Raw genomic sequence first — 26,807 nt, 5'->3', positions numbered from 1 at the left:
ACCAACGTAGGGCGAAAAGTGGGAAGAATCAGGCGTTGGACACGCTGTTTGGGCCACCTTGGCTATCCGTTCGACCGATAACCCGCCCGGGGCGGGGTCGCGGCGCGGGCCCGTAGACTGGTTGACCGGCCCCGCGGGGGCCGGTCCCTTTACACATTCTCGCTACGGGAAGTCGCCAAGTGTCGCTCACGATCGGAATCGTCGGCCTGCCGAATGTCGGCAAGTCGACCCTTTTCAACGCCCTGACCAAGAACGACGTGCTGGCGGCCAACTACCCGTTCGCCACCATCGAGCCCAACGTCGGCGTCGTCGGCGTCCCCGACCCGCGCCTCACCAAGCTCGCCGAGGTCTTCAGCTCCCAGAAGGTCCTCCCCGCGACGGTCGACTTCGTCGACATCGCCGGCATCGTGCGCGGCGCCTCGGAGGGCGAGGGCCTGGGCAACAAGTTCCTCGCGAACATCCGCGAGTCCGACGCGATCTGCCAGGTCATCCGCGCCTTCAAGGACGAGAACGTCGTCCACGTGGACGGCAAGGTCTCCCCGAAGGACGACATCGAGACCATCAACACCGAGCTGATCCTCGCGGACCTCCAGACGATCGAGAAGGTCCTTCCCCGCCTCCAGAAGGAGTCGCGGATCAAGAAGGACATCGCGCCGAAGGTCAAGGCGGTCGAGGAGGCCAAGGAGATCCTGGAGAAGGGCGACACCCTCTTCTCCCAGGGCATCGTCCAGGGCTCGGAGCGCACGGAGCTCCTCCACGACCTGCACCTCCTGACCACCAAGCCCTTCCTCTACGTCTTCAATGTCGACGAGGACGAGCTGACGGACGACGCCTTCAAGGCCCAGCAGCGCGCCCTGGTCGCCCCCGCCGAGGCCATCTTCCTCAACGCCAAGCTGGAGGCGGACCTCGCCGAGCTCGACGACGAGGAGGCCCTGGAGCTCCTCCAGTCCGTAGGCCAGGAAGAACCCGGCCTCGCCACCCTCGCCCACGTAGGCTTCCGCACCCTCGGCCTCCAGACCTACCTCACCGCAGGCCCCAAGGAATCCCGAGCCTGGACCATCCCCCAGGGCGCCACGGCCCCCGAAGCCGCCGGAGTCATCCACACCGACTTCCAGAAGGGCTTCATCAAGGCCGAGGTCATCTCCTTCGACGACCTGGTCGAAACGGGCTCGGTCGCGGAGGCCCGCTCGAAGGGCAAGGCGCGCATGGAGGGCAAGGAGTATGTGATGCAGGACGGGGATGTGGTGGAGTTCCGCTTCAACGTGTGAGCGGGTGACGCAACTTCACGCCGTCGATGCGGCGAACATGCGGGTCAGAAGGGGTCAGGCTCTCGCGAGCCCGGCCCCTTCATCGCTTCATGTGCCGTAGACGGTGGAGCGGCGCCCGACGTGTACGGCCCACACCACCAACTCGCCGTTTTCGATTGTGTAGATCACTCGGTAGTCGCCTACTCGTAGGCGGCGGCGGTCGGGCTGGGAGACGAGGGATGTGGTGTTGAACCCCGTCGGGTCGCTCTCCAGCTCGGCCAGCTTGGCCAGGATGCGGAGAGCCATCTCTCGTGGCACTTTGCGAAGCTCGGCCTGAGCCTCGGGGTGGAAGAGGGTGCGGTACTTACTCACTGCGCGCCAGCGTCTCCCGCATGATGTCCTCGATCGGGATGCCGGGGGCCGAGTCGGCCAGACGCTCGTCGATGATCCGGTTGATCTCGCGCTCTTCCCATTCCTGGTACTTGTGCAGCACCTCGATGGACACCACGGCGGCGACCTGCTTGCCGCGCCGGGTGATGACGGTAGGTACGTCGTCCCGGTCGGCACGCTCCACGACCTCGGCCAGGTGCGCACGTACGTCGCGGATGGACTCTATGGGTAGCGGCAGCGTCATGCGCTCAAGTGTACCGAGTGTGCCATGTGTACATAAGGCCTGGGATGGATGGCGTTGTGTCGTGCTGGATGGCCACTTTCAGTACCGCGTTTCCGCAGGTGGGAGCCCTGTGCTACGGATTCCGCTTCAATGTGTAGTGGGTGACCAAACACCACGTCGCTGAACTGGCAAATGTGCAGGTCAGGTGGGTCCGACTCTTCGGAGTCGGGCCCTTTGCTTTTCCCGTGCCGGGGTGGCCGTGGCAGTTTTCCTACTCGTTTGACACACTCGGTGCATGGGCGAGACGACGTACGGCATCGGGGAAGGGCCGGCGACGCGGGTGAGCCTGTCGTTGCCGGAAGGAACGGCGGAGGCGATCCGGGCGCGGGTGGGTAAGCGGGAGTTCTCCGCGTTTATCGCCGAGGCGGTCGAGCGCGAGCTGCGTGGACAGGTCCTTGACGAGTACCTGGCGGACTACGAAGGCCGCAAGGGGCCGGTCTCCGAGCAGGCTCGTCAGCGGGCACGGCAGGTCTTCGACGAGGTGTTCGCCGAGGAGGCCGAGTGGCCCGCCGCAAGCTGAACCATGAAGGGACGCTGATCCTCGACAGCGAGGGGCTTTCGAAGCTGCTCGCCGACGATGAGCAGGTGGTGGCTCTGGTCGCTGAGGCGCGCTCGCGCGGCATGGAGGTCGTGATCAGTGCGCTCACCATCATCGAGGCCGCCCACGCCCGTACGAACAAGTCTCGCCTGAAATGGGTGCTCTCCGGACTGCGCGTGGTCCCGGTGGGCGACGAGGAGGCGAGGGCAGCCTCCGAACTGCTGGCGGGCGTCGGCTTGCACGGGCACAAGTACGCGATCGACGCGGCGGTCGCCGAGGCCGCGTTGCGGCAGCACCGCCCTGTGGTCATGTTGACCTCCGACATCGACGACATGGTCAAGCTCTGCGGCGATCGCGTCCGGCTCGTGGCGGCGTGATCGTGTGCGTCGAGCGGTACGAAGCCGAGTCGGAGAGGCACGATCGGCTGCTGTCCGAGGCATCTCCGATGGTTGGCGGATCGATGACGAGCATCGGCTCGTCTATCTGGTCTTCGGTGAAGAGGTCGTCATCCTTGCCGCTCGCTACCAGTACTGACGATGGAGCGCCGGCGGGTCGCGGTGAGCCGCGGCGGCTCTCTGGCGGGCTGGTGTCGCGCTGAGCCAGTGCCCTTCGCATGTGTGTACAACCCGGGCGGAGCGCTCCGGTGAGCCCGGTTGCGGCGGAAAAATCAGAGGCTGGGGTGGGAAAAACGTGCGAGGCTCTGGGGGAGCATCGAGTTCAGGAGGAGCCCATGGCCGCAGACGGACCTGCTCAGGACGAGCCTGAAGATGAGATGAAGCGGAAGTTCCGGGAGGCGCTGGAGCGTAAGCGGGGGGCACATGGGGAGGGGGCTTCGGGGGGTTCGGGGGTCAGTTCTTCGAAGATTCATGGGGCTCATGGACCCGCGAGCACGCAGCGTTCTTTCCGTCGGAAGAGCGGTGGCTGAGTTGTAAGGAGCTGCCATTGATATGCGGCTCGCGCGCGGAAAATTACCCCCGTCCCTCTGTTTGGGCGGGGGTTTTCCTTTTGGGTCTCTGTTGTTCATCGGGTGGCGCGGGTGCGCCGATCGGGAAATCGGCGCACCCACTCTTACATCGCCTGTCAGACCTTCTCGAAGATCCACTTCTGGTGCTGTTCCCCGGCCCAGGCGGGGAGGGTCAGCTGGGTGCTCTGCTGACCGGTGGCGAGGTCGACGACCCCGTCCTGATACGGGAAGTGGATCCGGTACAGGCCGGCGCCCGCAGGCTCGATCGACCACAGCACGTAGGTGAACTGAACGGCGATCGAGGGCGGGTACTGCCGGGTGACGCCCAGGTTCAGGTAGATGTCGCCCAGCTTGCTCTTGATGATGTACTCGTTGGCCTGGTTGACCGACTCAAGCTCCCACTGCTGGTTCTCCCCCTTGTGGTAGGGGTAACCAATAATAGGCGTGTTGGGCCGCTTGTCGCTCCCACTCACATCGATGACCCGGTCGTCATACGCGGCATTCTTGATGGCGTACGTTCCGGGTTCAATGATCGGTGCCACTGAGCCTCCAGCCAGAGACGGGATGTTGGTCTTTCCGACCCCGCTCACCGTAGGAGGAAAGCAGGTTTCGCGAAACAGGTACTTTCAGCCGAAGGGCGTCGGTCGAATTATTCGACCCTGAAGGTTGAAACGTCTCCGGTTGGCGCCGGTAGGTTCCGGTGGGTTCCGGTCGGTCATGGCCGACAATCAGTTTCGAATTCACGCCATGAGCCACAACGTGTTTGCTGTTGCTGGGCTTGCCCGCGTTATTGCGCTGGCTTTTGCGGGTGCCGTTTCTATTTTTGCCTCTGGGTGTGTGGTGGGGCGGGACGGTCGGTGGGGTGGCCCGCCCCACCCGCCCGCCAGTGATCGCCCCAACCCCGGATTACGCCTCCCTGAGCTGCAATTCACTACATCTAGTGAATCCTTGGCCTTAAGTTGCGACTCACAACCGACGGTTGCCAAGCTGTTGCGGACTGTCAAGCTGTTGGGAGTGGACGTGGCCTTCGGTGACCAGCCCGCATACCTCCGCGTCGCCGGGGATCTTCGGCAGAAGATCGTGGCCGGGGAGTTGCCGCCGCACACCCGGCTCCCCTCGCAGGCCCGCATCCGTGAGGAGTACGGAGTCTCCGACACCGTCGCCCTCGAAGCCCGCAAGGTGCTGATGGCCGAGGGGCTCGTCGAAGGCCGCTCCGGCTCCGGTACGTACGTACGCGAGCAGCCCGTGCCGCGCCGGCTCTCCCGTGGCGGTTACCGCGCGCTCGGCGACTCCACGCCCTTCCGTCAGGAGCAGGCCGACGAGCGCGTCAAAGGCACCTGGGAATCGCGCAGCGGGCAGGAGGCCGCCGACGCCGCCGTCGCCGGTCGGCTGCGCATCGCGCCGGGCGAGCGCGTCATGCGCACCGACTACCTCTTCCGCGCCGTCGGCGAGCCCGCCATGCTCTCCACCTCCTGGGAGCCGCTCGCCCTCACCGGGCGTACGCCCGTGATGCTGCCGGAGGAGGGGCCGCTGGCCGGGCGCGGTGTGGTCGAGCGGATGGCCGCCATCGATCTCGTCGTCGACAACGTCGTGGAAGAGGTCGGCGCGCGGCCCGGACTCGCCGAGGAGGCGCTCGCCCTCGGCGGCGTCCCCGGGCACTCCGTACTCGTCGTCTCCCGCACGTACTTCGCCGGCGGCTGCCCCGTCGAGACCGCCGACGTGGTGGTCCTGGCCGAGCGGTACCGCGTCTCCTACCACCTGCCGGTCAAGTAGCCCCTCGACGGGGCGGTTCCATCGCGTTTCGCCGGGTTTCCGCAGGCGGTTATCGGACATCGCCGCTCTGGCTTCGCCCGGCTTGTCCGTCTTCCCCTCTTCTTGTCGTCCTCGCAGGTCAAGTGGCTTCTCGTGGGTCCTTCAGCCCGCTCCGTAACAGGTCTGCACCAAGCCGCTGAAGCGTGCCGCTACCACCCGTTTTGGGCCGGTACGGCGACGGCGTCCACGGTGTTGCAAACCTCACATACGCCCAGGTCAGGGCCCTGCTGTGGATTTTTCTCGGCGTGATCGCTCATAGGATGGCGCGGTTTGCGTCCTGCCGTGGGGGAGAACGAAGAAAAGGAGATCCGGGGCTTGAGTACCGAGCAGGGTTCCCACTCGAATTACCGCCGTACGCTCGGACCGGTGGCCCTGACGGCCGTCGGTCTCGGGTCGATCATCGGCTCCGGCTGGCTCTTCGGCGCCGAGCGGGCCGCCGCCATCGCCGGGCCCGCCGCGATCCTGGCCTGGGTCATCGGCGCCGCGGTCGCGCTGACCATCGCGCTGACCTATACCGAGCTCGGCTCGATGTTCCCGAAGGCCGGCGGCATGGTCCGGTACGGGCAGTACTCGCACGGCTCGCTCGCCGGGTACCTCGCGGCCTGGGCCAACTGGATCGCCATCGTCTCCGTCATACCCGGGGAGGCGACCGCCTCCGTCCAGTACATGAGCTCCTGGGACTTCTCCTGGGCCGCGGGTCTCTACAACGGCAAGGAGCTGACCGGCAGCGGCGTCGCGCTCGCCAGCGTCCTGCTGGTCTTCTACTTCTTCCTCAACTGGTTCGCGATCACACTGTTCGCCAAGACGAACAACGCGATCACCGTCTTCAAGGTCGTCGTCCCGATCCTGACCGCGAGCGCGCTGATGCTGGCGCACTTCGACACCAGCAACGTCAAGGACAACGGCGGATTCACGCCGAACGGCTGGAGCGCGGTCTTCACCGCCGTCGCCGTCTCCGGCATCGTCTGGGCGTACAACGGCTTCCAGTCCCCGCTGAACATGGCGGGCGAGGCCCGCAACCCCGGCAAGTCGCTGCCCAAGGCCGTCATCGGCTCGATCGTCATCGCGCTCGTGATCTACGTCGCGCTCCAGATCGCCTTCCTGATGGCCGTCCCCGCCGCCGACCTGAGCGACGCGGGCAGCTGGGCGCACCTCTCGTACAACTCCCCGCTCGCCGACCTGTCCCTGGCCTGGGGCCTGAACTGGCTGGCGATGCTGCTCTACGCGGACGCCTTCATCTCCCCGTCCGGTACGGGCATGATCTACGCGGCCACCACCTCGCGCATGATCCACGGCGTGCAGGAGAACGGCCACCTGCCGGGCATCTTCGGCAAGGTCGACCCGAAGACCGGCGTCCCGCGCCCGGCCCTCGTGCTCAACCTCGTCGTCGCCTTCCTCTTCCTGGCCGTCTTCCGCGGCTGGGGCTCGCTGGCCGAGATCGTGTCGGTCGCGACCGTCATCTCCTACATCACCGGCCCCGTCGCCGTGATGTCGCTGCGCCGTCTCGCGCCGGGGCTCAAGCGTCCGGTCAAGCTGCGCATCATGCCGGTCCTCGCGCCCATCGCGATGGTCTTCGGCTCGCTGGTGCTCTACTGGGGCCGCTGGCCGCTCACCGGCAAGGTCATCCTGATCATGGCCGTCGGCCTGCCGGTCTGGGCCTGGTACGAGCTGCGCAAGCCGTGGGCCGAGCTGAAGCCGCATCTCAAGGCGGGCGCCTGGATGGTGGCCTACCTCGTCGTCATGGCCTGCGTCTCCTGGGCCGGCGGCACCGACTTCGGCGGCCAGGGGTATCTGGCCGAGGGCTGGGACATCGTCACCGTCGTCCTGATCGGTCTCGTCTTCTACGTGTGGGGCGTGCGCAGCGCGTGGCGCAACCCATCCCTCGTCGCGGTCGAGCAGGAGATGGCCGAGGCGGAGGCCGCCGAGGCCGCCGAAGCCGAGCGGGAGGGCGTCGAAGACGCCGCTTCCGGTGGCCGGATGAATGCCTCTTCGTGAATTGCTGTATCCGCTGAGTAAAGGTCGGGCGTAGGCTCGGGCATATGCGGATTGCGGTTTCGTCATGAGGTGTCGAGGGGCGTACGCCGGAGTACGCCGCGACGGGAGGGCGGGGCTATGAGCGACGGCGATACGACTCTGCCCTGGCTGGTCGTCCGTCAGGACGACAACGGCAACCGCTACCGCGTCGGCCGCTACGCCACCAGGTCGGAGGCCGAGCAGGTCATCGACCGGCTCGGGGTGTACGGGCAGGAGCGGCTCTACATAGTCGAACGGGTCGGCCGCGCGGTCTCCTAGCGCGCATGGGGAGGCGGCGGGCCTCCCACGGCCTCGGCTTTGTAGGCTCCGTCCATGACGACGGCGCGTGTAGTGGTTGGCGGAGCGGTGCTCGACCAGGGGCGGCTGCTCGCCGCCCGGCGCAGCGCCCCGCCGGAGCTGGCGGGGCGCTGGGAGCTGCCCGGCGGGAAGGTCGAGCCCGGCGAGACGCCCGAGCAGGCGCTCGTACGCGAACTGCGCGAGGAACTGGGCGTGGACGTCGAGCCGCTGGAACGCATTCCCGGCGAATGGCCGCTGCGCCCGCCGTACGTGCTCCACGTCTGGACGGCGAAGCTCCTCGCGGGTGAACCGCGTCCGCTCCAGGACCACGACGAACTCCGCTGGCTCGGCCCCGCCGAGGTCCATGACGTCCCCTGGCTCGACCAGGACCGCCCCGCCGTCGCGGAGGCGGTCCGCCGGCTCACGGGGTGACGCGGCGGCAGCGGTCGCAGCGGCGCGTGCCGCGGGCGTGGACGATGCGCCGTCAGATGCCGCTCTGCTGCCCCCTCGCACGATGATGTGATGTCGTGCGATGGCGTGTATGTCGTGCATGCCGTGTATGTCGCGCACGTCGCGTGTTGACGGGTGATGGCGTGTGTTGACGGGCGATGGTGCGTGGTGACGGGTCATGACGCGCTTTGCCGGGCCGCGTCGTGCGGCGCCGAACTGCGCCGATACGCCAATCGTGCCACCGAGTTCCGGGGCAGAAGGTAGCAATTGCCCTATACCGGGTATGTGCTGATTAACTTCCCCGAAGTCGGGCAAACCGGCGGGGCCTGCGAGAGGTCTGGGACGTGGTCGGCGTGAGCGAGAGCGCAGTGCCCCTGGCGTGGACGCCCGGGTTCGCGGAGTGGAGCTTCCCCGCCGAGGCCGGTGCCGTGCGCACCGCGCGCACCCTGGTGCGCGACACCCTCGCCGAGTGGGGGCTGGAGTCGGTCGGAGATGTCACGGTCCTGCTGGTCAGCGAGCTGGTCACCAACTCCCTGCGGCACGCCAGCGGGCCCATCGGCGTCCGGATGTACTCCCGCCGCCCCCAGCCCGACGAGGCCATCCTCCTCGTCGAGGTCTCCGATCCGCTGTCCGATCCGCCGCGTGAGCGCGTCGCCCGGCCGGAGGACGAGGGCGGACGCGGTCTCCAATTGGTGGCATGCGCTTCGCGTCGCTGGGGAACCCGGCGAGGCAAGACCGGAAAAACCGTGTGGTTCGAGCTGACCTTGCCTGGTTAGGAGTCCTACGGCGCGGGTTGAGATCGTGCTGTGATCGTGAAGGCCGTGTTCCGGATGGCCGCGGTGCTGGATACTCGGCCTTCTGATGCCGGTGCGAGCACGAGAGGCCGGAGGGGACGGGCACGTGAGCGAAATGCCAGCGGGAACCACGGGTACGCCGCAGGGAACAGATGCCGCGGTGTTGTGGCAGAGCAGCCTTCCGGGCTCGCTCTACGACTACATCCGGGTCGCCTCGTTCTCGCTAGGAGCGGACGGCCGGATCGAGCAGTGGAGCGAACGGGCGGCCGAGCTGTTCGGCGTGCCGGCGCGGGACGCCGTGGGCAAGGACCCGGGAGACGTCTTCCTGCTGCGCGAGCCGCCGCGTTCCGCGGAAGCGGGAGATACGGGAGAGGCGGAGAGTGCTGGAGAGGCCGCCGGGGCCCCGGATCCGGGCCCCCGCGACCAGCCGTCCTCCCCCCTCCCCGACTTCCTCGGAGAGCGCGGCCTCGACGGGCACGAGCGGGTCGCCCTCGTCCCCTACCGCGCCGCCGACGGGCAGACCGGCCTCGCCGAGATCTTCCTGATGCCCACCGAGAACGAGCGCGGCGAACGCGCCGCGCTCTGTATCGTCGTCGACGTACGGGCCCTGCGCGGCATCGAGACCGACCTCGCCGCTTCGCAGGCCGTTTTCGGACAATCTCCCCTCGGCTTCTTCTTCTTCGGCACCGATCTCACCCTGGTGCGCGTCAACGAATCCTTCGCGCAGGCTTTCGGCCGCCCCGCCGACTGGCACCGCGGCCGCACCCCGCACGACTTCCTGCCCCGCGCCGAGGCCGACCGGCTCACCGCCGCGCTGCGCCAAGTCCTCGACTCCGGGAAGCCGGTGTCCGATCTCCAGCTCGTCGGGCCGGCGCCCGGCCGTACGGAGCGGCGCCGCTGGTCCGTATCGCTGTACCGGCTGCACAGCGGCAGCGGGCGGCCGATCGGGGTGGCGGCGCTCGCCAGCGACGTGACCGGCCGCCGCCGCGCCGAGCGCGAGGCCGCGGGCGTACGGCGCAACCTCGCGCTCCTCAACGAGGCCGGCGCGCGGATAGGCAACTCGCTCGACCTGGAGACCACCGCCCGCGAGCTCCTCGACGTCGCCGTGCCGCAGTTCTGCGACCTGGCCACCGTCGACCTCTACCAGGGGCTGCTCGTCGGCGACGAGGCGCCGCCGGGGCTTGCCGACGGCAGCGCCGAGCTGCGCCGTGTCGCCTTCGCCAGCGCCGTCTCCGGCGCGCCGATCGGGTCCGACGACGGGGAGACGAAACCCATCCAGGTGGGCGAGGTGCATCGTTTCCCCTTCCATTCACCCTGCGCGGTGGCGCTGCGCACCGCGCATCCCAAGGTGGTGCCCGGCCGGGAGGCCGACGAGAGTCCCGAGCTGGGGGCGGTGGTCCAGTCGACGCTGGTGGTGCCGATGGTGGCGCGCGACACCGTCGTCGGGCTCGCGCAGTTCGCCCGTACGAAGGGCAGCGAGCCGTTCGGCGAGCGGGACACGGCGCTCGCCGTGGAGCTCGCGGCGCGCGCCGCCGTCTGCATGGACAACGCCCGCCTCTACCGCCGCGAGCACGAGCGCGCGCTGATCCTCCAGCGCAGCCTGCTGCCGCCCGGCGACCCGGAGGCCGCCGGCATCGAGATCGCCTGCCGCTATCTGCCGGGCAACACCGCCACCGAGGTCGGCGGCGACTGGTTCGACGTCATAGAGCTGCCCGGCCACCGGACGGCCATCGTCGTCGGCGACGTCATGGGCCGCGGCCTGCGCGCCGCCGTCGCCATGGGCGAACTCCGGACGGCCGTACGGACGCTGGCCCTGCTCGATCTGGAGCCCGCCGAGGTGCTCTCCGCGCTCGACGAGGTCGCGCACGGCCTCGGCACGCCCGGCGGCAAGCAGTCCTCGTCGCGTTCGGCGCGCGGCAGCGGCAAGGACGCCGACCTCTCCGAGGTGTACCTGGCGACCTGCGTGTACGCCGTGTACGACCCGGTGACGCGGCGGGCGACGTTCGCCAACGCCGGGCATCTGCCGCCCGTGCTCGTCGAACCGGGCGAGCCCGCCCTGCTGCTGGACGTGCCGCCGGGCATGCCGCTCGGCGTCGGCGGCGAGCCGTTCGAGGAGACCGAGGTCGACCTGCCGGACGGCGCGCTGCTGGCGCTCTACACCGACGGTCTGGTCGAGTCCCGCGACCAGTCGCTCGACGACGGGCTGCGCGCCTTCCGGGAGGCGCTCACGGACCCCTCGTCCGTGCTGGAGGACGTCTGCGACCACGTGCTCGGCGCGCTCGACACCCACCACGGCGAGGACGACATCGCGCTGCTCATGGCGCGGGTGCAGGGGCTGCCCGCCGAGTCGGTGGGGGACTGGCACCTGCCGCCGGAGCCGCGCTCGGTCGCCCGCGCCCGCGAGCTGGCGCGCGAGCAGCTGACGGGCTGGGGCCTGGAGAACCTCGTGGACACGGCGGAGTTGCTGGTCAGCGAGTTGGTGACGAACGCCCTGCGGTACGGGGAGGGCGAGATACGGCTCCGGCTGCTGCTCGACCGCACCCTGGTCTGCGAGGTCTGGGACGGCGGACTCGTGCAGCCCCGGCGGCGCCGGGCCCGCGACACCGACGAGGGCGGCCGCGGCCTCCAGCTCGTCGGCCTGCTCAGCGCCGCCTGGGGCAGCCGCCGCACTCCGCACGGCAAGACGGTCTGGTTCGAACTCGCCCTCCCGGACGGCGACTCCGCGGGCGTGGACGCGGTGGAGGCGCTGCTCAGCCTGTACTGACGGGCATACCTGTACTGACGGGCATACCGGAGCAGATCACTCCGCCAGCCGGCCCCGTGTGCCCCCGCCGCCGAACGTGGCGGGGAGCAGGCCGCCCAGGATGATGCCGCCCAGCAGCGCCCCGCCGATCGCCCCGGCGGGGTGCGGGGACTGCGGCGCGTACGGACCGGCGTGCGCGCTCTGGTCGGCGTAGCTCCTGACGTCCCGTTCGGCCAGCTCGCGCGCCTGCCGGGCCAGCGCGTCCGCCAACCGGGCCGCCGCCAGCAGCCGGGCGTCGGCCGCGTCGTCCGTGGCGTCGGCCGCCTCCTCGGCTCGCGTCAGATGGCGCTCGGCCTCCGCCAGGCGGGTACGGGCCCGGCTGCCGATCGCGCCCCGGTGCGTGCACACGAAGTCCCGCGCGGCGGCCACGTCGCCGCGCGCCGCGAGCAGGGCGCGCGCGCCCAGCGCCCAGACGCGCCGCTCGCGCGCCCCCTCCTCGTCGAGCAGCTCGTCCAGCCCGGCCCCCGCGTCCTCGACCCGCTGGAGCGCGGTGAGCGGGTCGTACCGGCCGCCCGCCATGTCCCGTGCGGCCTGGGCCAGCGCGTGCTCCGTACGGGCGATACGGGCGCACAGCTCGCTCGCCCGCTCGGCGCCGATGGACCCGGCGCGCAGGCCGCTCCGGTCGGCCAGCAGGGCACGGGCCCGCGCCAGGGCGGCCTCCGTCTCGGGCAGGAGCGCGCGCAGCCGCTTTCCGGCGCGGATCACGTTGTGCGCGTGGCGCAGCACGGCGGTGGTGAGCGTACGGGCCTGGGCGAGGGCGCCCTCGGCGGCGCGGATGGCGGGGGCGGCGCCCGCGGGGTCGTTCTCGGCGAGGGACCGGCGGGCCTGCGCCAGCCCCGCCGCCGCGAAGGCGAGGCGGTCGCGGGCCTCGGCCGGGTGCTGGGCCACGGGCGCCAGCGCGGGCGCGGTGCACCCCCGGGCCAGTTCGGTCAGGGCGTCCTCGGCGGTGCCGATGCGCGGCTCCAGCGCCTCGGCGGCGGCCTCGGCCCGGGCGAGCAGGTGGGGCGCGTTCTCCTTGAGCGCGCGGAGCCGGTCGAACGCGTCGGACTCCGCGTCGAGCCGCCGGTTGGCGCTGGTGCAGCGGGAGAGGATCTCGTCGAGCGTGTACCGGCGGGTGTCGGCGTCCTGGTTCGGCGCGTCGTCGAGCCGCTGCCGCAGCCGGAAGGCGCGCGCGACCTCCCCCCGGGCGTACGCCACGGCCTCCGCGAACGGCAGCGCCGCCCGCCGGCCGAACTGGTCGACGGCGAAGTCCAGTTCCTCCTCGCTCGTACGGATGGCGTCGTCCGTCTCCACGAGTATCCGCGCCGCTTCGGCGTCCAGCGCGGTCAGCGGGGTGAGCGGCTGCGCCAGACGGGCGAATCCGGCGAGGGCGGGGGCCGGGGCGGCGGCGCGGCGGTCCCGGGTGCGGCGGCCGCGCCGGGCCAGGAGGTAGCCGCCGAGCGCGCAGGAGCCCATCACGACGACGGCGGGCAGCCACACGCCGCGCCCGCCCGGTACGAGCGCGTCCCCGCCCGGGTCGTCCGCGCCGGGGGCGAGGGCGGGGGTGCGTACGGGCTGCCCCTTGAGCACCGCCTGGTACCCGGCGGCGGCGCCGATCGCCGCGTCGGCCCAGGCGTGCGCCCGGAGCGCGGGTTCGATGGCGGCGGTGGCGACGCGGGTGAGCTGGCTGTGGCGGAAGCCGGAGTCGTCGGCGGCCGAGACGGCGTAGCGGCGGTCATGGGTGGCGATGGCCAGGACCAGGTCGCGGGGGCCGAGGCCGTTGCGGTCGGCGGTGGCGTCGGCCCAGTCGTGGCCCGCGCGGCCGGAGAAGTCCCGCACGTAGGTGACGAAGAGCTGCACCCGCGCCTCGCGGCGCAGCCGTTCGAGGGCCGTGGCCACCTCCTCGCGCCGGTCGCCGAGCGCGCCGACGGTGTCGGTGATCCGGCCGGTGCGCGCCAGGTCCAGGGGGCCGTCGGCGCGCGCGGGGGCCGGGAGGAGCAGGACGCACAGCGTCAGGAGGGCGCACACCGCGGCCCAGCCGGGTGCCCCCGATCCGTACCGCCTCAGAAGCCGCGTCACATTTGGGAGCGTATGACCGTTCCGGCTGCTCCGCGACCGGTCGCGGAGGGCTGGCCGGTAGCGGTGCCCGGGAGCGTTCGCCGGGTCCGCGCGGAAGCCCGTACCGCGTCATGAGGCATCCGGTTCCGCCGGGCCGCGCCGACGGCCGGCGAGCTCGGCGCGGCAGCGAGCGCTGTCCAGCAGTGAGCCCGGCCCGCCAGTGAGCCCGGCCCGGCAGGCAACGCCGCCCAGCAGCGAGCCCCCGCCCACCGGCGAGTGCCTGCCTCAGCGGGCCCCGGCTCCCCACCAAGCCTGCCCCCCTCACTCCCCCCGGCGGCGGATCTTGTTCCCCAGCCAGACCAGCGGGTCGTACTTGCGGTCCGCCGCCCGCTCCTTCAGCGGTATCAGCGCGTTGTCGGTGATCTTGATGTGCTCGGGGCAGACCTCCGTGCAGCACTTCGTGATGTTGCAGTACCCCAGGCCGTGCTCCTCCTGGGCGCTCCGCTTGCGGTCGATGCCCGTCTCGTCCGCCGCGTCCAGCGGGTGCATGTCCAGCTCGGCGACGCGCATCAGGAAGCGGGGGCCCGCGAAGGAGGTCTTGTTCTCCTCGTGGTCGCGCACCACGTGGCAGGTGTCCTGGCACAGGAAGCACTCGATGCACTTGCGGAACTCCTGCGAGCGCCCCACGTCCTCCTGGCGCATCCGGTACTCGCCCGCCTTCAGGTCCGCGGGCGGCACGAACGCCGGGACCTCGCGCGCCTTCGCGTAGTTGAAGGACACGTCCGTCACCAGGTCCCGTACGACCGGGAAGGCGCGCAGCGGCGTCACGGTCACCGTCTCGTCCGGGGTGAACACCGACATCCGCGTCATGCACAGCAGCCGCGGCCGGCCGTTGATCTCGGCGCTGCACGAGCCGCACTTGCCCGCCTTGCAGTTCCACCGGACGGCCAGGTCGGGCGCCTGGGTGGCCTGGAGGCGGTGGATGATGTCGAGGACCACCTCGCCCTCGTTGACGGCGATCTCGAAGTCCTTGAGGCCCCCGCCGACCGCATCACCCCTCCACACCTTGAAGTGGGCCTGGTAGCTCACGGCGTCAGCTCCTCGTCCGTCAGGTACTTCGCCAGTTCGTCCCGCTCGAAGAGGGCGAGCAGATCGGGCCGGATGGGCGGCGACTCGCGGCGCTCCAGGGCGATCTGGCCGAGCGCCGGGTCCGCGGCCGCCGACTCGGCCCCTTCGGCGCCCTCCTGGCCGACGGCGAGCCGGCAGACCAGATTGGCCCGCCGCCACCGCCGGTCCATCTCCGGATGGTCGTCGCGGGTGTGCCCGCCCCGGCTCTCCGTGCGCTCCAGGGCCGCGCGCGCCACGCACTCGCTGACCAGCAGCATGTTCCGCAGGTCGATCGACAGGTGCCAGCCCGGATTGAACTGCCGGTGCCCCTCGACGCCCGTACGCCGCGCCCGCCCCCGCAGATTGGCGAGCCGGTGCAGCGCCTCCCGCATCTCCGGGGCCTTGCGGATGATGCCCACCAGGTCGTTCATGGCCTGCTGGAGCTCCTGGTGCAGGGTGTACGGGTTCTCGGCCGGGCCTCCCGCGCGGGGGCCGGGGCCGCCCTCGGCGCTGAACGGGCGCAGCGCCTCGGCAGCCGCCGCGTCGACGTCCGCGTTGGTCGGCACGGGCCGCTCCCCGGCGGCCAGCGAGGCCGTGTACTGGGCCGCGTACAGCCCGGCGCGGCGGCCGAAGACCAGCAGGTCGGAGAGGGAGTTGCCGCCGAGCCGGTTGGAGCCGTGCATGCCGCCGGCGACCTCGCCCGCCGCGAAGAGGCCGGGCACGCCGGCCGCCGCGGCGGTGTCGGGGTCGACGTCCACGCCGCCCATCACGTAGTGGCAGGTGGGGCCGACCTCCATCGCCTCGGCGGTGATGTCGACGTCCGCCAGCTCCTTGAACTGGTGGTGCATGGACGGCAGCCGGCGCTTGATGACCTCGGCCGGCATGCGCGTGGAGACGTCGAGGAAGACACCGCCGTGCGCGGTGCCGCGGCCGGCCTTGACCTCGGAGTTGATGGCGCGGGCCACCTCGTCGCGAGGGAGCAGCTCGGGCGGGCGGCGATTGTGGTCGGGGTCCTCGTACCAGCGGTCGCCCTCGTCCTCCGACTGCGCGTACTTCTCCTTGAACACGTCCGGGACGTACCCGAACATGAACCGCTCGCCCTCGCTGTTGCGCAGCACTCCGCCGTCGCCGCGCACCGACTCGGTGACGAGTATGCCCTTCACGGACGGCGGCCAGATCATGCCGGTCGGGTGGAACTGCACGAACTCCATGTTGATGAGCGGGGCCCCCGCGAGCAGCGCCAGCGCGTGCCCGTCGCCCGTGTACTCCCAGGAGTTGGACGTCACCTTGAAGGACTTGCCGATGCCGCCGGTGGCCAGCACCACCGCCGGCGACTCGATGACGAAGAAGCGGCCCGACTCGCGCTCGTACCCGAAGACGCCGGCGACCCGCTCGCCCTCCTTGAGGACGCGGGTGACCGTGCACTCCTGGAAGACCTTCAGCCGCGCCTCGTAGTCGCCGAACTCGCGGAAGTCCTCCTGCTGAAGGCTGACGATCTTCTGCTGGAGGGTGCGGATCAGCTCCAGGCCCGTACGGTCTCCCACGTGCGCGAGGCGCGGGTACTCGTGCCCGCCGAAGTTGCGCTGGGATATTCGCCCGTCGGCCGTCCGGTCGAAGAGCGCGCCCCAGGTCTCCAGCTCCCACACCCGGTCGGGCGCCTCGCGCGCGTGCAGCTCCGCCATCCGCCACTGGTTGAGGAACTTCCCGCCGCGCATCGTGTCGCGGAAGTGCACCTGCCAGTTGTCGCCCTCGTTGACGTTGCCCATGCTGGCGGCGATGCCGCCCTCGGCCATCACCGTATGGGCCTTGCCGAACAGGGACTTGCAGATCACCGCACACCGCATGCCCTGTTCGCGCGCCTCGATCGCGGCCCGCAGCCCGGCGCCGCCCGCGCCGACCACGACCACGTCCCAGCTCTGCCGTTCCTCGTGCGTCATCAGCTGCGCCCCATCAGAAGAACCTCGGATCGTCGAATACGCCGCTCGCCACCAGGTACACATAGAGGTCGGCCGCCATCACGCTCACCAACGACGCCCAGGCCAGCAGCATGTGACGGCTGTTCAGCTTCCCTGTCCAGCTCCACAGCCGGTAGCGCACCGGATGCTTGGAGAAGTGCTTGAGCCGGCCGCCGACGATGTGCCGGCAGGAGTGGCAGGAGAGCGTGTACGCCCAGATCAGCGTGATATTGGCGAGCAGCACGAGGGTGCCCAGACCCATATGGCCCCACTCGCCGCGCTCGTCGCGGAAGCCGAGTGCGGTGTCGTAGGTCAGGATCAGCGCGACGATCACCGCGAAGTAGAAGAAGTAGCGGTGGACGTTCTGGAGGATCAGCGGGAACCGGGTCTCGCCGCCGTACTTCTTGTGCGGCTCGGCCACCGCGCAGGCGGGCGGTGACGCCCAGAAGCTGCGGTAGTACGCCTTGCGGTAGTAGTAGCAGGTCAGCCGGAAGCCCAGCGGGAAGATCAGGATCAGCAGGGCGGGGGACAGGCCCCACCACGCGCCGAAGATCTCCCAGTCCGCGCCGCCCTTCATGGGCACGCAGTTCTCCGCGACGCAGGGCGAGTAGAACGGGGACACATAGGGCGCCGCGTAGTAGTCGTCACCGGCGAAGGCCCGCCAGGTCGAGTAGACGACGAAGACGAGCAGCCCGGCCGCGGTGACGGCGGGCGCCAGCCACCAGCGGTCCGTGCGCAGATGGCGGGCCGGGATGGCGGCGCGCGACGCGTGGTGGACGCCGCGCGCGGTCATATCGCCGGGCGTGACTTCGGGGTCGGTACCAGTGGTCAAAGGGAACTCCGGAAGGAGTGGGGTGGAGGTCGGCGTACGGGCTCGCCGCCCCTTTAGGGGGCCCTGCGGTCGCGCGATCCGAGCCCCTCGTCCTCGGCGTCCGCCCACAGCGAGCTGTCGTACGGGGCGTCGGGGATCGGCACCATCGCGGGTTTCGGCCGCTCCGGCGGGGTGCTCTCGCGCAGCAGGGCGACGCTCTCGCGCAGATGGTCGGCGTCGGTGCGGACGCGCCTGATCTCCAGATCGCCGCTGCCGACCCGCTGCTCCAGCCGGACCACGGACCGTACGAGATCGTCGAGGCAGCGCTGTACAGCGGTCAACTCATCGTTCAGGGACATGACTTGCTCACACCTCCGCGCTGGCGGGTGGCGACGCTCATGCGACTGCGAGTGTTGCGCGTCACACCCCTCAAGGGGAAGAGAGCGGTCCCGATCCCGGCTTCGCACCGGCGCGTTCGGGACGCCGCGCGCCGATCTTCCTGGCCGGTCCGAGCCCAGGTGGCGCCGGTTCTACGGGCGCGGGGCGGGGGCGCGGCGTGTCGTCGCGAACCGTCAGCGCCTCGCGCGCCCCACCGCGCGCCCCCAGGCCGTGGCCCTCCGCGTCCCCGGCCGTCCGTTCCTCGCACTTCTGTGCGGACCCGCACTGTTCGTCCAGCCGGGTGGCTTGCCGCCCCGCCCCGCCGTGTCGGCGCGCCTTCGCCCGGACCGTCGCCTTCAGTGGCTGGCAGTACATGTGATCAGCGGCACATTAAGCCGAATGTGCCGCATACGTCCGGGCCCCCGGGCCCCAGCCGGGGCCGGGGACCCGGCGCCGCACCAGCCAGCCAGTGAACGAACCAACCCGGCCGCGTCGCAGGAGGCCGGGCGGGCGAGCCCCGGAGGTACCAGCCATGTCCCACGACGGCGTCCCGAGAGGCACCGCACCCCGCACCGGACCCCTCCGCCGGGCCCGCCGGCGCCGCCGCGCCGCGCTGCTGACGGCCGGCGCGCTGCTCCCGCTGCCCGCACTGGCCGGCTGCGGCTCGGGCGGGGGCGCCGCCGCCGCGCCCCCGGCCCCGATGGACGTGGCGCGCACCGCCCGCGCCGCCGTAGCCGACCGGGGCGCCCTGCGCTGGGCCGTGGACGAGCTCCCCGGCACCCTCAACGCCTTCCAGGCCGACGCCGACGCCGGCACCGAGCGCGTCGCCGGGGCCGTACTGCCCGCCCTCTTCACCCTCGACCAGCGCGGCCGGCCCCGGCGCAACCCCGACTACCTGCGGAGCGCGGAGACCGTCGAGCGCGAGCCCAAGCAGATCGTCGTCTACAAGCTCAACCCGAAAGCCGTCTGGAGCGACGGCCGCGCCCTCGGCGCCGCCGACTTCGCGGCCCAGTGGAAGGCGCTGAGCGGCAAGGACCACGGGTACTGGACGGCCCGCAACGCCGGCTACGACCGGATCGAGAAGGTCGAGCCGGGCGCGAAACCGCACGAGGTCAAGGTCACCTTTGCCCGGCCGTACGCCGACTGGGCCGGGCTCTTCACACCGCTCTACCCGCAGAGCGTGATGGGCTCCCCGGACGCCTTCAACGACAGCGCCCGCAAGGACCTCAAGGCCACGGCCGGCCCCTTCGAGGTCGCGGGCCGCGACACCGGCGCGGGCACCCTGACCCTCGCCCGCAACCCGAAGTGGTGGGGCGACCGCGCCAAGCTCGACAAGCTCGTGCTGCGGGCCGTGCCGCGCGAGCGGCGGCCCGCCGCCCTGACCGCGGACACGATCGACCTCGCGGCCGTCGACCCGGCCACCGCCGCGAACATCAACGCCGCCCACAAGCCCGCCGAGCGCGGCCGCAAGGGCGCCGCCGGATCGCCCGGCGACGGTACGGGCGGGCGCGCGGCGGCGGCCGCGATGCGGGCCTGGGCCGAGGCGCACGGCACGCCGGAGGCGCGCGAGAAGGCCGCGGCCGCCGCGCAGGCCGAGCGCGCGGCGACCGCCCGGACCGCGGCCCGCGCGACGGCGCTGCGCTCGTACACCGTCCGCAAGTCCCTGGAGCCCGCCTACACCCAGCTGGCGCTCAACGGCGCGTCCGGGCCGCTCGCCGACGAGCGGGTGCGGCGGGCCGTCGCCCGCGCCATCGACCGCAAGGAGCTCGCCGCCGGCGTGCTCGGCCCGCTGGGGCTGCCCGCGAAGCCGCTCGGCAGCCATCTGCTGATGGCGGGCCAGCAGGGGTACGAGGACCACAGCGGCGCGGTCGGCGGCGTGGACGCGCAGGCGGCGCAGGCCCTGCTCGCCGACGCGGGCTGGCAGTCGCACGGCGGCCCGATCGCGCCGAAGAAGGCCGGCGGGGACGCCGACATCGGCACCGACACCAAGGCCGACAGCGGCAAGGACCAGGTGGATGGCGGCTCGGGGCCCGAAGGCTCCAAGGGGCCCGACGGCGCCCACGGCCCCAAGGACCCCAAGGACCCCGAGGCCGCCGAGGCCGCCGAGGACGCCGGCGCCGGGCGCAGCAAGGCCGTCGCCGCTCCGGTCCGCATGAAGAACGGCCAGAAGCTGGCCCTCCGCTTCGTCCTGCCGCGCGGCGCCGCCGCCGAGCCGCTGCGCGCCGTCGGCGACCGCATCGCCCGCGACCTGGACGCGATCGGGGTGCGCACGGAGATCACCAAGGTCGCCGACGACAGCTACTTCAAGGACCACATCGCCTCGGGCGGCTACGACCTGGCGCTGTACTCCTGGCCCGCCACCGCCTACCCGGCGACCGACGCCCGCCCCATCTTCGCCAAGCCGCAGCCCGCCCCGGACGGCTCGCTGCTCGTCGAGCAGAACTACACCAGGGTCGGCACCGACCAGATCGACCAGCTCTTCGACCAGGCCGCGGCCGAGCTGGACGCCGGTGCCTCGCGGGACCTCGTCGAGCGCGCGGACGCCCGTATCTGGGCGGCGGCCGGCTCGATCCCGCTCTACCAGCGCCCCGAGCTGATCGCCGCCAAGTCGGAGATCGCCAACGCCGGGGCCTTCGGCCTCGCCACTCCCCGATATCAGGACATCGGCTTCCGCAAATGAGACACGAGGTGTGCGAAAGGTCACGGCGATCGGCATAACCGCAGGCCAGAGCCGGTGCGTACGGGCTGGGGCGGCCTAAGTCGCCACAGCCACGTACCATGGGGTGAGGCCGTGGCGTGATCTGCCCGGCAGGCACGCGTACCGGACCGTACGCGGAGCCACCCACGATTCCGGGAGAAGCGCCGCAAGTATGCCCACGCGCCACGACATTCGTAACGTAGCCATCGTCGCCCACGTCGACCACGGCAAGACGACCCTCGTCGACGCCATGCTGAAGCAGGCCGGCGCATTCGCGGCCCATCAGCACCTCGACGAACGCATGATGGACTCGAACGACCTTGAGCGCGAGAAGGGCATCACCATTCTCGCGAAGAACACCGCCGTGAAGTACCACCCCAAGGGTGGCGGCGACGTGATCACCATCAACATCATCGACACCCCCGGCCACGCCGACTTCGGCGGCGAGGTCGAGCGCGGCCTGTCCATGGTGGACGCGGTCGTCCTGCTGGTGGACGCCTCCGAGGGCCCGCTGCCGCAGACCCGCTTCGTGCTGCGCAAGGCGCTGGACGCCAAGCTGCCGGTCATCCTCTGCATCAACAAGACGGACCGCCCGGACTCCCGGATCGACGAGGTCGTCAACGAGACGTACGACCTCTTCCTGGACCTGGACGCGGACGAGGACCAGATCGAGTTCCCGATCGTCTACGCCTGCGCACGCGACGGCATCGCCTCGCTGACCAAGCCCGAGAACGGCACGGTCCCGGCGGACAGCGACTCCCTGGAGCCGTTCTTCTCCACCATCCTGGGCACCGTCCCGGCCCCGGAGTACGACGAGGGCGCGCCGCTCCAGGCCCACGTCACCAACCTGGACGCCGACAACTTCCTCGGCCGCATCGCGCTCTGCCGCGTCGAGCAGGGCGAGCTGCGCAAGGGCCAGCAGGTCGCGTGGATGAAGCGCGACGGCTCGATCCAGGGCGTCAAGATCACCGAGCTGCTGATGACCGAGGCGCTCACCCGCAAGCCGGCCGAGGTGGCGGGCCCGGGCGACATCTGCGCGGTCGCGGGCATCCCGGACATCATGATCGGCGAGACGCTGGCCGACCCCGAGAACCCCATCGCGCTGCCGCTCATCACGGTCGACGAGCCCGCGATCTCCATGACCATCGGCACCAACACCTCGCCGCTGGTCGGCAAGGGCGGCAAGGGCCACAAGGTCACCGCCCGCATGGTCAAGGACCGCCTCGACAAGGAGCTCATCGGCAATGTGTCGCTGAACGTCCTGGACACCGAGCGCCCCGACGCCTGGGAGGTGCAGGGCCGCGGTGAGCTGGCGCTGGCCATCCTGGTCGAGACGATGCGCCGGGAGGGCTTCGAGCTGACCGTCGGCAAGCCGCAGGTGGTCACCAAGGAGATCAACGGCAAGATCCACGAGCCGACCGAGCGCATGACCATCGACTGCCCCGAGGAATACCTCGGCGCGATCACGCAGCTGATGGCCACCCGCAAGGGCCGCATGGAGACCATGACGAACCACGGCTCCGGCTGGGTCCGCATGGAGTTCGTGGTCCCCGCCCGCGGTCTGATCGGCTTCCGCACGGAGTTCCTCACGGACACCCGCGGCACCGGCATCGCGCACTCCATCTTCGAGGGCCACGAGCCGTGGTTCGGCGACCTGCGGACCCGTAACAACGGCTCGCTGGTGGCGGACCGGGCGGGCGTCGTGACGCCGTTCGCGATGATCAACCTCCAGGAGCGCGGCGTGATCTTCGTCGAGCCGACCACCGAGGTCTACGAGGGCATGATCATCGGTGAGAACTCGCGCTCCGACGACATGGACGTGAACATCACCAAGGAGAAGAAGCTCACCAACATGCGCGCCGCGTCCGCGGACACCACCGAGAACGTGGTGCCGCCGCGCAAGCTCTCGCTGGAGCAGTCCCTGGAGTTCTGCCGCGAGGACGAGTGCATCGAGGTGACCCCGGAGACCGTCCGTATCCGCAAGGTCGTCCTCGACCAGAAGGAGCGCGGCCGCGCCGCCTCGCGCGCCAAGCGCTGACGTTTTCCGCGCCAAGCGCCAAGCGCCAAGCGCCAAGCGCCAAGCGTCGACGCTTCTCGCGCCGACCGCTGACGCTTCGCAGCCGGTTCACGCCGGTACGTGCCGACGGCCCGGCATTCCGCATCGAGCGGGGTGCCGGGCCGTCGGCGTGACACCCGATCATGAGTTCGTCGCGCAAGGGAATTATGAAGTACGTGTGTTCGGATATCGGCGATCACTGTCCGAATGGAGTGCTAACAGTCCGTTTCGCGGTTGTCTGTCTGTGATGTGTTTGTCCGGATATCGGGTCTTCGCGCGTAACTGATGTGACCAAAGCGAGACCCTTTAAGTGTGGTTTACGGGCCGCCCGTACTTAATAGTTGGCTCCATTGAGCTCGGGTCAATGGGTCACGCGCTGTGGGGAGCGCCGACTCACGAGCACACTCGGGGCTCTCGTAGCGCGGCTGTCAGGGGTGTCAGCCATTGCTTAGGGAGCCCGTTTCATATCGACAGTGGACTCCTGAGGAGGCAAACCCATGCGCGGTGCAAAGAGCGCAGCCTGGGTCGCAGGTGCGATAGCCGTGGCGCTTACCGCGACGGCTTGCGGCGGCAGCAGCAAGGACAGCAGCGCCGGCGGCGCGGTGGACCCGAACGGCGTCTTCAGCTACCAGAGCAACGAGCCGCAGCGCCCGTTGCAGCCCGCCAACGCCAATGAGGTCGGCGGCGGCCGCATGCTGGACAACCTCTTCCGGGGTCTCACCGAGTTCGACCCGAAGACCGGCAAGCTGAAGATGGCGGTCGCCGACAAGATCGAGACCAAGGACTCCCAGCACTTCACCGTCACGCTGAAGCCCGGCTGGACGTTCCACAACGGCGAGCCGGTGACCGCGAGCTCGTTCGTCGACGCCTGGAACTGGGGCGCGAACACCAAGAACGCCCAGATCAACAGCTCCTGGTTCGCGGACATCAAGGGCTACGACGAGGTCCACCCGACCAGCGGCGACCCGAAGAGCGACAAGATGTCGGGTCTGCAGGTGAAGGACGACAAGACCTTCACCATCGAGCTGACGCGGCCGGTCTCGTACTTCCAGTACAAGCTGGGCTACGCGGCGCTCTCCCCGCTCCCCAAGGCGTTCTTCAAGGACCCGAAGGGCTTTGGTCAGAAGCCGGTCGGCAACGGCCCGTACCAGTTCGTGAGCTGGGACCACAACGTCAAGGTCACGATGAAGCGGTACGAGAACTACAAGGGTGACGACAAGGCCAAGAACGGCGGCGTCGTCTTCAAGATCTACCCGAAGCCCGAGGCCGCCTACCAGGACATCCTGTCCAACAACCTCGACACGCTGGACCAGGTCGACCCGACCGACCTCAGCAAGTACAAGCAGGACCTCGGCGACCGCGCGATCGACCAGCCGATGGCCGGCACCGTCAACATCGGCTTCGCGATGTACGACGACGCCTGGAAGGGCGTCGACAAGGCCAAGGTCCGCCAGGGTCTGTCGATGGCCATCGACCGCAAGAGCATCGGCGAGAAGGTCCTCCAGGGCTCCCGCGAGCCCTCGACCGGCTTCGTCGCGCCCGGCACCGTCGGCTACGAGAAGAACGACAGCGACCTCTTCAAGTTCAACCCCGCCAAGGCCAAGCAGTACATCAAGGACGGCGGCGGCGTCCCCGGCAACAAGATCAGCCTGCTGTACAACAGCGACGGCGGGCACCAGAGCTGGGTCGACGCGGTGTGCAACTCCATCACCCAGGCCACGGGCATCGCCTGCGAGGGCAACCCGAAGCCGGACTTCAAGACCGCCCGTGACCTGATCACGGACAAGAAGCTCAAGGCCGGCGACATGTACCGCACCGGCTGGCAGGCGGACTACCCGCACATCGCGAGCTTCCTCTCGGACGTCTTCCGCACTGGAGCGGCCTCCAACGACTCCGGCTACAGCAGCAAGGAGTTCGACGCGGCGGTGGAGAAGGCCGACAAGGCCGCGACGCCCGAGGAGTCGGCGAAGCTGTACGGCGACGCGGAGAAGATCCTTGAGAAGGACATGCCGCAGATCCCGCTCTGGTACTACAAGTCCAATGCCGGCTACTCGACGCATGTCAAGAACGTGACCTACGACTGGATCGGCCAGCCGGTCTGGACGCAGGTCGAGGTTCTCAAGAAGTAAGTCCGACCGGCCAACCGCGCGGCGATGCGCGAACGCCGCCGTTAGCGGTCAGACAGATCGCGCGGCTGCCGTCGACTCTCCTCAAGGACAGACAGGGGGGTCGGCGGCAGCCGCGCCGATCGCATTGGAGGAACGATGGGGCGTTATATCCTTCGACGCCTGCTCCAGATGATCCCGGTGTTCATCGGCACCACATTGATCATCTTCTTGATGGTGTACGCGCTGCCCGGCGACCCCGTGAAGGCGCTGTTCGGCGACAAGGCCGCGGACCCCGCCACCGTCGTCCAGCTCAAGCACCAGTTCGGCTTGGACAAGTCACTGCTGGAGCAGTACTGGACGTACCTGACCAACCTGGTCCAGGGCGACCTCGGCATGAGCTTCAGCCAGCGTGACGTGACGGACATCCTGACGGATGCCATCCCCGTGACCATCCGGCTCGCGCTCGTGGCGTTCGCCATCGAGATCGTGGTCGGCATCGGTCTCGGCATGCTCGCCGGCCTCAAGCGCGGCAAGCTCATCGACCAGCTGGTCCTCGTCGTCACCCTCGTGGTGATCGCCATTCCGGTCTTCGTGCTCGGCTATGTCGCCCAGTCGGTGCTCGGCAACGAACTGCACCTGGTCGATCCGACGGTCAACGACTCGAACGACCTGAGTCAGCTGCTGCTGCCCGGCATCGTGCTCGCGTCGGTCTCCCTCGCGTACGTATCGAGACTGACCCGGACGAGCATCGCGGAGAACATCCGCGCGGACTACATCCGCACCGCCATCGCCAAGGGCATGCCCAAGCGCCGCGTGGTCGGCATCCACCTCATGCGCAACTCGCTCATCCCCGTGGTCACCTTCCTCGGCACCGACTTGGGCGCGCTCATGGGCGGCGCCATCGTGACGGAAGGCATCTTCAACGTCCAGGGAATCGGCAATACGCTCTACAGGGCAGTCCTCCAAGCCGACGGCCCTCTTGTGGTCGGCCTCGTCACGTTCCTGGTCGTCGTCTACCTCGTCGCCAGCTTGCTGGTCGACCTGCTCTACGCCGTTCTGGACCCGAGGATTCGCTATGTCTGACACCAGTGGCATCACGAGCCCGAGCCTCGGGAACTCGTCCGGGAACTACGCCAAGGCGGACGAGGCAGCGCGCCTGAAGAGCGGCGGCCCGCAGCCGCCGGAGCCCAAGAAGGACCAGGCCAAGAGCCTGTGGGCGAACGCCTGGCAGGACCTGCGGCGGCGGCCCGTCTTCATCGTCTCCGGCGTCATCATCGTGCTGCTGATCGTCATCGCGCTCGCGCCGTCCCTGTTCACCAGCGCGAACCCGAAGCCGGGCGACCTCGCCCACTTCATGCAGAAGCCGAAGCTCGGCCACTTCTTCGAGGCCGACTGGTTCGGCTACGACGGCCAGGGCCGCAGCATCTACGCCCGCGTGATCTACGGCGCCCGCGCCTCGATGACCGTCGGTGTGTTCGCCACGCTCTTCGTGACGATCTTCGGCGGTCTGATCGGCATCATCGCCGGCTACTTCGGCGGCTGGGTCGACGCCCTGCTCTCGCGGCTGACCGACATTTTCTTCGGCATCCCGATCCTGCTCGGCTCGCTGGTCCTGCTCCAGGCGTTCGCCGGCCGTACGGCGTGGACCGTGGCGCTGGCGCTCGGCGCGCTGGGCTGGACGCAGGTCGCGCGCGTGATGCGCGGCTCGGTGATCACGGTCAAGCAGGCGGACTACGTGCAGGCGGCGCGGGCGCTCGGCGCCGGCAGCGGCCGCATCATCTTCAGGCACGTGCTGCCGAACGCCATCGCGCCCGTCATCGTCGTCGCGACCATCGCGCTCGGCATGTACATCTCGGCCGAGGCGACGCTGTCGTACATGGGCATCGGCATCCAGAACGGCATCTCCTGGGGCGCGGACATCTCCATGGGCTCGTCGCAGATCCGCAACTCGCTGCACGTACTCCTCTTCCCGGCGGGCTTCCTGACCGTGACCGTGCTGGCGTTCATCATGCTCGGCGACGCGGTCCGCGACGCCCTCGACCCCAAGCTGCGCTGAGGGAGGCGTA

The 26,807-nt window shown here is 70.0% G+C and carries 23 protein-coding genes and 1 pseudogene; 16 read left to right on the top strand and 8 right to left on the bottom strand.

Features of this window, described 5'->3' with window-relative positions:
* Positions 1-179 precede the first annotated feature (179 nt).
* Positions 180-1,268: a redox-regulated ATPase YchF gene (ychF, locus tag AB0I22_RS03790; protein WP_363128974.1), complete on the top strand. Its 1,089-nt coding sequence runs from the start codon at positions 180-182 to the stop codon at positions 1,266-1,268.
* A gap of 87 nt (positions 1,269-1,355) precedes the next feature.
* On the opposite strand, the gene AB0I22_RS03785 is transcribed toward ychF, so the two are convergent.
* Complete coding sequence (locus tag AB0I22_RS03785; protein ID WP_363128973.1) at positions 1,356-1,619, bottom strand: type II toxin-antitoxin system RelE/ParE family toxin; 264 nt, start codon at positions 1,617-1,619, stop codon at positions 1,356-1,358.
* A complete protein-coding gene (locus AB0I22_RS03780) occupies positions 1,612-1,881 on the bottom strand; it encodes a type II toxin-antitoxin system Phd/YefM family antitoxin (protein WP_363128972.1) in 270 nt (89 codons plus the stop codon). The genes AB0I22_RS03785 and AB0I22_RS03780 overlap by 8 nt, the downstream gene beginning before the upstream one ends.
* A gap of 274 nt (positions 1,882-2,155) precedes the next feature.
* Here AB0I22_RS03780 and AB0I22_RS03775 point away from each other — a divergent pair, with 274 nt between their 5' ends.
* The 4 genes and pseudogenes from AB0I22_RS03775 to AB0I22_RS03760 all read left to right on the top strand — a co-directional run bounded on the left by AB0I22_RS03775 (position 2,156) and on the right by AB0I22_RS03760 (position 3,383).
* The gene (locus AB0I22_RS03775) at positions 2,156-2,440 is read left to right on the top strand and encodes a hypothetical protein (RefSeq protein WP_363128971.1); all 285 of its coding nucleotides are present in this window, start codon (positions 2,156-2,158) and stop codon (positions 2,438-2,440) included.
* The gene (locus AB0I22_RS03770) at positions 2,422-2,835 is read left to right on the top strand and encodes a PIN domain-containing protein (protein ID WP_363128970.1); all 414 of its coding nucleotides are present in this window, start codon (positions 2,422-2,424) and stop codon (positions 2,833-2,835) included. The genes AB0I22_RS03775 and AB0I22_RS03770 overlap by 19 nt, the downstream gene beginning before the upstream one ends.
* A gap of 76 nt (positions 2,836-2,911) precedes the next feature.
* Positions 2,912-2,992, top strand: a pseudogene (locus AB0I22_RS03765) (type II toxin-antitoxin system YoeB family toxin); the annotation flags it as partial.
* 196 nt (positions 2,993-3,188) lie between these two features.
* Entirely contained in the window at positions 3,189-3,383 is a 195-nt protein-coding gene (locus AB0I22_RS03760) for a DUF5302 domain-containing protein (protein ID WP_363128969.1), read from the top strand.
* A gap of 155 nt (positions 3,384-3,538) precedes the next feature.
* Here AB0I22_RS03760 and AB0I22_RS03755 read toward each other — a convergent pair whose 3' ends face one another.
* Complete coding sequence (locus AB0I22_RS03755; RefSeq protein WP_363128968.1) at positions 3,539-3,964, bottom strand: RICIN domain-containing protein; 426 nt, start codon at positions 3,962-3,964, stop codon at positions 3,539-3,541.
* A gap of 478 nt (positions 3,965-4,442) precedes the next feature.
* On the opposite strand from AB0I22_RS03755, the gene AB0I22_RS03750 reads away from it, so the two are divergent.
* From AB0I22_RS03750 to AB0I22_RS03725, 6 genes are all read left to right on the top strand, one after another.
* A complete protein-coding gene (locus AB0I22_RS03750; protein ID WP_363128967.1) occupies positions 4,443-5,195 on the top strand; it encodes a GntR family transcriptional regulator in 753 nt (250 codons plus the stop codon).
* Positions 5,196-5,549: 354 nt separating this feature from the next.
* Entirely contained in the window at positions 5,550-7,229 is a 1,680-nt protein-coding gene (locus tag AB0I22_RS03745; protein ID WP_363128966.1) for an APC family permease, read from the top strand.
* 117 nt (positions 7,230-7,346) lie between these two features.
* Positions 7,347-7,526: an SPOR domain-containing protein gene (locus AB0I22_RS03740; protein ID WP_363128965.1), complete on the top strand. Its 180-nt coding sequence runs from the start codon at positions 7,347-7,349 to the stop codon at positions 7,524-7,526.
* 54 nt (positions 7,527-7,580) lie between these two features.
* Positions 7,581-7,976 (top strand): (deoxy)nucleoside triphosphate pyrophosphohydrolase, encoded by a 396-nt coding sequence (locus tag AB0I22_RS03735; protein ID WP_363128964.1) that lies wholly within the window; start codon positions 7,581-7,583, stop codon positions 7,974-7,976.
* Positions 7,977-8,338: 362 nt separating this feature from the next.
* Entirely contained in the window at positions 8,339-8,770 is a 432-nt protein-coding gene (locus AB0I22_RS03730) for an ATP-binding protein (RefSeq protein WP_363128963.1), read from the top strand.
* A gap of 133 nt (positions 8,771-8,903) precedes the next feature.
* Positions 8,904-11,552 carry a SpoIIE family protein phosphatase gene (locus AB0I22_RS03725; RefSeq protein ID WP_363129102.1) on the top strand — a complete coding sequence of 883 codons (2,649 nt, stop codon included), beginning with the start codon at positions 8,904-8,906 and terminating at the stop codon, positions 11,550-11,552.
* Between the two features lie 36 nt (positions 11,553-11,588).
* On the opposite strand, the gene AB0I22_RS03720 is transcribed toward AB0I22_RS03725, so the two are convergent.
* The 5 genes from AB0I22_RS03720 to AB0I22_RS03700 form a co-directional block, all read right to left on the bottom strand.
* Positions 11,589-13,649 carry a TPM domain-containing protein gene (locus AB0I22_RS03720; protein ID WP_363128962.1) on the bottom strand — a complete coding sequence of 687 codons (2,061 nt, stop codon included), beginning with the start codon at positions 13,647-13,649 and terminating at the stop codon, positions 11,589-11,591.
* Between the two features lie 300 nt (positions 13,650-13,949).
* Positions 13,950-14,717, bottom strand: coding sequence for a succinate dehydrogenase/fumarate reductase iron-sulfur subunit (locus AB0I22_RS03715; protein WP_363128961.1), 768 nt, complete (start codon positions 14,715-14,717; stop codon positions 13,950-13,952).
* Positions 14,714-16,672 carry a fumarate reductase/succinate dehydrogenase flavoprotein subunit gene (locus AB0I22_RS03710; protein ID WP_363128960.1) on the bottom strand — a complete coding sequence of 653 codons (1,959 nt, stop codon included), beginning with the start codon at positions 16,670-16,672 and terminating at the stop codon, positions 14,714-14,716. Before AB0I22_RS03710 ends, AB0I22_RS03715 begins: the two co-directional genes overlap by 4 nt.
* Before the next feature lie 13 nt (positions 16,673-16,685).
* The gene (locus tag AB0I22_RS03705; RefSeq protein WP_363129101.1) at positions 16,686-17,483 is read right to left on the bottom strand and encodes a hypothetical protein; all 798 of its coding nucleotides are present in this window, start codon (positions 17,481-17,483) and stop codon (positions 16,686-16,688) included.
* A gap of 92 nt (positions 17,484-17,575) precedes the next feature.
* Positions 17,576-17,860 carry a hypothetical protein gene (locus AB0I22_RS03700; RefSeq protein ID WP_363128959.1) on the bottom strand — a complete coding sequence of 95 codons (285 nt, stop codon included), beginning with the start codon at positions 17,858-17,860 and terminating at the stop codon, positions 17,576-17,578.
* Positions 17,861-18,411: 551 nt separating this feature from the next.
* Here AB0I22_RS03700 and AB0I22_RS03695 point away from each other — a divergent pair.
* The 5 genes from AB0I22_RS03695 to AB0I22_RS03675 all read left to right on the top strand — a co-directional run bounded on the left by AB0I22_RS03695 (position 18,412) and on the right by AB0I22_RS03675 (position 26,797).
* On the top strand, positions 18,412-20,559 hold the full coding sequence (locus AB0I22_RS03695; protein ID WP_363128958.1) for an ABC transporter family substrate-binding protein: 2,148 nt from the start codon (positions 18,412-18,414) through the stop codon (positions 20,557-20,559).
* Positions 20,560-20,749: 190 nt separating this feature from the next.
* Positions 20,750-22,615: a translational GTPase TypA gene (gene typA, locus AB0I22_RS03690; RefSeq protein WP_363128957.1), complete on the top strand. Its 1,866-nt coding sequence runs from the start codon at positions 20,750-20,752 to the stop codon at positions 22,613-22,615.
* Between the two features lie 515 nt (positions 22,616-23,130).
* Positions 23,131-24,762 carry an ABC transporter substrate-binding protein gene (locus AB0I22_RS03685; RefSeq protein ID WP_363128956.1) on the top strand — a complete coding sequence of 544 codons (1,632 nt, stop codon included), beginning with the start codon at positions 23,131-23,133 and terminating at the stop codon, positions 24,760-24,762.
* A 135-nt stretch (positions 24,763-24,897) separates the two neighbouring features.
* The gene (locus tag AB0I22_RS03680) at positions 24,898-25,824 is read left to right on the top strand and encodes an ABC transporter permease (protein ID WP_363128955.1); all 927 of its coding nucleotides are present in this window, start codon (positions 24,898-24,900) and stop codon (positions 25,822-25,824) included.
* Positions 25,817-26,797, top strand: a complete 981-nt coding sequence (locus tag AB0I22_RS03675; RefSeq protein WP_363128954.1) for an ABC transporter permease — start codon at positions 25,817-25,819, stop codon at positions 26,795-26,797. The genes AB0I22_RS03680 and AB0I22_RS03675 overlap by 8 nt, the downstream gene beginning before the upstream one ends.
* The last annotated feature ends 10 nt before the right edge of the window (positions 26,798-26,807 follow it).

The organism is Streptomyces sp. NPDC050610 (assembly GCF_040654875.1).
Classification (GTDB): Bacteria; Actinomycetota; Actinomycetes; order Streptomycetales; family Streptomycetaceae; genus Streptomyces.
Note: the sequence above shows the minus strand (reverse complement) of the source record. Positions and strands in the feature narration are given on the sequence as shown.